Annotated in this window: 4 protein-coding genes; all 4 read right to left on the bottom strand. The window is 73.7% G+C overall.

What is annotated here, in order from left to right; all coding sequences use genetic code 11:
- Positions 1-475 (bottom strand): MFS transporter (locus tag ACFW1I_RS37925; RefSeq protein ID WP_384678605.1); only part of this gene is annotated, 475 nt, incomplete at its 3' end.
- A gap of 83 nt (positions 476-558) precedes the next feature.
- The gene (locus tag ACFW1I_RS37920) at positions 559-1749 is read right to left on the bottom strand and encodes a lipid-transfer protein (RefSeq protein WP_384678603.1); all 1191 of its coding nucleotides are present in this window, start codon (positions 1747-1749) and stop codon (positions 559-561) included.
- Between the two features lie 11 nt (positions 1750-1760).
- Complete coding sequence (locus tag ACFW1I_RS37915) at positions 1761-3935, bottom strand: acyl-CoA dehydrogenase (RefSeq protein WP_384678601.1); 2175 nt, start codon at positions 3933-3935, stop codon at positions 1761-1763.
- 80 nt (positions 3936-4015) lie between these two features.
- The gene (locus ACFW1I_RS37910; protein WP_384678599.1) at positions 4016-4753 is read right to left on the bottom strand and encodes a MarR family transcriptional regulator; all 738 of its coding nucleotides are present in this window, start codon (positions 4751-4753) and stop codon (positions 4016-4018) included.
- Between the last annotated feature and the right edge of the window lie 166 nt (positions 4754-4919).

Here is a 4919-nt window from a genome sequence, read left to right as displayed (position 1 = left end):
CTGATGTCCAGCCGGATATCTCGGTTTGCCCGATGCCGTCAGCGAGGGTGGCTAGGGCGGCGGTGACGAGGGTGAGGGTGGCTGGGGAGAGCGCGGCCGCGCCGAGGCCCTGGGCGGCCCGGGCGCCGATGAGGTAGGCGCCCTCGGGGGCGAGGCCGCCGACGACCGAGGCGGCGGTGAAGAGCCCGAGGCCCGCCAGGAACATGGTCTTGCGCCCGTACAGGTCGGCCGCCCGTCCGCCGAGGAGCATGAAGCCGGCGAAGGCGATCGCGTAGGCGTTGAGCACCCACTGGAGGCCGAGGGTGCTCAGGTCGAGGTCGGCCTTCATGGAGGGCAGGGCCACGTTCATGACCGACACGTCGAGGACGACGAGGAACTGCCCGGCGCAGGCGATGAGGACGACGAGCCAGGGGCGGACGGCGCGTATGGAGGGGCGGGTCGTGGCGGATCCGGTGGCGGAGTCGGTCTGCGGCATGCGTGTCATGGTCGCAGACCGGCTCCACCCCGTACATGAGGGAAGGAACCGGTCTTTCCGGGGAAGTCGGGGGGAAGAAAGTCCTACGCCTTGCGCAGGAGGGTCACCACCGCCGCGCCGCCGAGGCCGATGTTGTGGGCGAGGCCGACGCGGGCGCCGGGGACCTGCCGGGCGGCGGCCTCGCCGCGGAGCTGCCAGACGAGTTCGGCGGCCTGGGCGAGGCCGGTGGCGCCGAGGGGGTGGCCCTTGGAGATGAGGCCGCCGGAGGGGTTGACGACCCAGCGGCCGCCGTAGGTGGTGGCGCCGGACTCGACGAGCTTGCCGGAGGCGCCCTCCTCGCACATGCCGAGGGCCTCGTAGGTGAGGAGTTCGTTGACGGAGAAGCAGTCGTGGAGTTCGACGACGTCGACGTCCTCGATGCCGAGCCCGGAGCGCTCGTACGCCTGCCGGGCGGCCTCCCGGGACATGGGGCGGCCGACGGCGTCGATGCAGGAGCCGGAGGCGAAGGACTCGCCGGTGTCGGTGGTCATGGCCTGGCCGGCAATCTCCACGGCCCTTTCCTCCAGGCCGTGTTCGGCGACGAAGCGCTCGGAGACGACGAGGGCGGCGGCGGCGCCGTCGGAGGTCGGCGAGCACTGGAGCTTGGTGAGGGGCCGGTGGACGGTCCTGGCGGCGAGGACCTCGTCCACCGTGTGGACGTCCTGGAACTGGGCGTTGGGGTTGCGGGAGGAGTGGAGGTGGTTCTTGGCGGCGACGGCCGCGAGCTGCGCCTCGGTGGTGCCGTACCGCTCCATGTGCTCGCGGGCGGCGTTGCCGAAGATCTGCGCGGTGGGCGGGGACGCCTCGAAGCCGTGGGCGGCGGCCATGATCCCGTAGTGCCGGGCGACGGGCGAAGTCGCGAAGTCGCCCGCGCCGGAGCCGCCTCCCAGGGAGCCGCGGCTCATCTTCTCGAAGCCGAGGGCGAGGACGCAGTCGGCGAGGCCGCCCTCGACGAACTGGCGGGCGGTCATGAGGGCGGTGGAGCCGGTGGCGCAGTTGTTGTTGAGGTTGTAGACGGGCAGGCCGGTGAGGCCGAGTTCGTAGACGGCCCGCTGGCCGGCGGTGGACGCCTGGAAGCAGTAGCCGACGGCGGCCTGTTCGACCCGCTCGTAGGGGATCCCGGCGTCGGCGAGGGCGGCGGTGCCGGCCTCGCGGGCCATGTCCCAGTACTGCCAGTCGCGGGTCTCGGGCTTCTCGAACTTCGTCATGCCGACCCCGACGATGTACGACTTCATGGCGTGCCCTCTCAGTCCCTGGGGAGGCCGAGCAGCCGCTCGGCGACGACGTTGAGCTGGACCTGGGTGGTGCCCCCGGCGATGGTCAGGCAGCGGGACATGAGGAGCCCGTGGACGGCCGCCGTGCCGGGGCCCTCGCACACGGCGCCGTCGGGGCCGAGGAGTTCGAGGGCGAGTTCGGCGGTCTTCTGCTGGTGGAGGGTCTGGACGAGCTTGCGGACGCTGGCGCCGGCGCCCGGTTCGAGTCCGGAGACCTGGAGGAGGGTGGTGCGCAGGCCGATGCAGGCGAGGGCGTGGGCCTCGGCGAGGAGGGCGCCGGTGCGGGCCCGGACGGAGCCGTCGGCCTCGGCGGACGCCTTGATGAGCGCTTCGAGGCCGGTGTCGAAGACGACCTGGTCGGCCATGTGGACGCGTTCGTTGCCGAGGGTGTTGCGGGCGACGCGCCAGCCGTCGTTCACCTCGCCGACGACGGCGTCGGCGGGGAGGACGGCGCCGTCGAACCAGACCTCGTTGAAGAGGGAGTCCCCGGTGATCTCCTTGAGGGGGCGGATGTCGATGCCGGGGGTGTTCCTCATGTCGACGAGGAAGTAGGTGAGGCCGCGGTGCTTGGGGGCGTCGGGGTCAGTGCGGGCGAGCAGGATGCCGTGGTCGGCCCCCTGGGCGGCGCTCGTCCACACCTTCTGGCCGGTGATCCGCCAGCGGCCGTCCTCGGTGCGTTCGGCGCGGGTGCGGAGGGAGGCGAGGTCGGAGCCGGCTTCGGGTTCGGAGAAGAGCTGGCACCAGCGCTGTTCGCCGCGGAGGGTGGGCCCGAGGTGGCGTTCCTGCTGCTCCGGGCTGCCGTGGGCGAGGAGGGAGGGGACGACCCAGGTGGCGATGCCGAGTCCGGCGACGGTGATCCCGGCCTCGTCGAGTTCGCGCTGGACGGCGAGCTGCTGGAGCGGGCCCGCGCCGAGGCCGTACGGCTCCGGAAGGTGCGGGGCGGCGTAGCCGGTGGGGGCGAGGGCGCGGCGGGCGGCGGCGGGGTCGAGTCCGGTGGCGGGGGCGAGGGCCGCGCGGGCGGCGGCGCGGTACGGCTCGGCGGCGGGCGGCAGGTCGAGGCGGAGTCCGCGGCGGAGTCCGGTGGCGGCGTGCCGGAGGGCGTTGAGCCGGAACCGGTCGCCGGTGCCGAGGAGTTGGCGGGCGACGAGGGCGCGGCGGAGCAGGATGTGGGCGTCGTGCTCCCAGGTGAAGCCGATGCCGCCGAGGATCTGGATGCAGTCCTTGGCGCAGCTGTACGCGGCGTCGAGGGCGGTGGCGGCGGCGAGGGCGGCGACGAGGGGCCGGGCGGGGTCGTGGACGGCGCGGGCGGCGTCCCAGGTGAGGGCGCGGGCCTGTTCGAGCCGGACGAGCATGTCGGCGCAGAGGTGTTTGACGCCCTGGAACCGTCCGATGGGGTGGCCGAACTGTTCGCGGGTGCGGGCGTGTTCGGCGGCGGTCTCGACGGCGCGGGCGGCGGTGCCGCAGGCGTCGGCGGCGAAGAGGACGGCGGCGAGGTCGTGGGCGAGCCCGGTGTCGAGGGCGAGGGTCCGGCCGGCGGGCACGGGGAGGGCGGCGGCGGTGACCTCGGCGGTGGGCCGGGTGGGGTCGGCGGAGGCGTGGGGGCGGACGGTGGGGCCGGTGTCCGGGTGGGCGTCGACGGCGAGCCAGACGGTGCCGTCGGCGGTGGCGGCCTGGAGGAGGAGCAGGTCGGCCTGGGCGGCGCCGAGGACGGGGGGCGCGGTGCCGTCGAGGACGTGTCCGGTGTCGGTGCGGACGGCGGTGAGCGTACCGGTGCCGCCGAGCGCGACGGCGCCGATCCTGCGCCCTTCGGCGAGGTCGGCGAGGAGGGCGCCGGACTCGCCCGCGCGGTGCAGGAGTTCGGCCGCGAGGACGGACGGCAGGTAGGGGCCGGGGAGGAGGGCGCGGGCCGTCTCCTCCACGACGACGGCGAGGTCGTCGAGGCCGCCGCCTCCGCCTCCGTGCTCCTCGGGTACGTGGATCCCGAGGAGGCCCTGCGCGGCGGCGGCGTCCCAGTGTCCGGGCCGGCCGGCCGGCGGTTCGGGCGCGTCGAGCCACCGGCGGAGCTCCTCGGGGGGTGCGGCGCGGGTGAGCCAGGCGCGGACGGACCGGGCGAGGTCCCGCTGTTCGTGCGTGATGGCGATGCCCATGGCGCGCAGAGTAGAACACGTTCCATTCTGACGGAAGGTCAGATACGGAGTGGATCCCGGCGCGCCCGGGGCGACGGGCGCTACCCCCGCTCCGTCGGCTCCGCGGGCTCGGCGGGCTTGGTCAGCAGGATCTCCCGGGCCTGTTCGGCGGCGCGGACGATCCCCTCGCTGACGAAGTCCATGAAGCGGGCGACGTTCTCCAGGCGGGCGGCGGCCGGGGTGCCGGCCCCGAGGACGGCGACGCCCTGCCGGGCGATCTCGACCATCTGCTCGTTGGCCTTGGCGGCGGCGATCATCGACTGGTACCAGAGCTCGTCGTCGACGATGTACCGCTCGCGGCGCCGGTCGTCGCGCTCGCGGCGGATGAGGCTCTGGCTCTCCAGGAAGGCGACGGCCTTGGAGATGGACCCGGCGCTGACCTGGAGCCGTTCGCCGAGTTCGCCGGCGGTGAGGCTGCCGGCGTCGGTGGCGTAGAGGGCGGCGAGGACGCGGGCCGTCATGCGGGGCAGGCCGCTCTGCATGAAGACGGTGGCGAACGCCTCCTCGTAGTCGCGCACGGCCGTCGCGTCGCGCCCGTCGGCCCGCGCGGCGGGCCGGGCGTCACCGCCGGTCGTCCGGCGCCGCCGGGCGCGGGTCTCGGTGGCGCGGTGGGCCAGGTCGGGGCGATAGGCGGTGGGGCCGCCGTTGCGCATGACCTCGCGCGTGACGGTGGAGGTGGGGCGGTCGAGACGCCTGGCGATCTCCGCGTAGGCGAGTCCGTCGCCCAGTCCCAGCGCGATCTGCTGACGTTCCTGCTGGGTGAGTCTGCCTCCCGGCATCGCGATCTCCCTTCGTAGGCACCGGATACGCCGCCAGCATAGCGTTCACCGTCCCTCCATTGCAACGTTCCGGCATATGCCGTTGCATCAATCCAGCTTTCATTGCAATGAAATCCGGGGCTTGAGCTGCAGAAATACTGTTCCAGTGCAACATGCTCGTTGCCAC

Origin of the sequence: Streptomyces sp. NPDC058955 (assembly GCF_042741435.1) — a bacterium.
Lineage (GTDB): Bacteria > Actinomycetota > Actinomycetes > Streptomycetales > Streptomycetaceae > Streptomyces.
Note: the sequence above shows the minus strand (reverse complement) of the source record. Positions and strands in the feature narration are given on the sequence as shown.

Coding starts and splice junctions, on each gene's coding strand:
- ACFW1I_RS37910 (WP_384678599.1), bottom strand. CDS start 4,753: ATGCCGGGAGGCAGACTCACCCAGCAGGAACGTCAGCAGATCGCGCTG.
- ACFW1I_RS37920 (WP_384678603.1), bottom strand. CDS start 1,749: ATGAAGTCGTACATCGTCGGGGTCGGCATGACGAAGTTCGAGAAGCCC.
- ACFW1I_RS37915 (WP_384678601.1), bottom strand. CDS start 3,935: ATGGGCATCGCCATCACGCACGAACAGCGGGACCTCGCCCGGTCCGTC.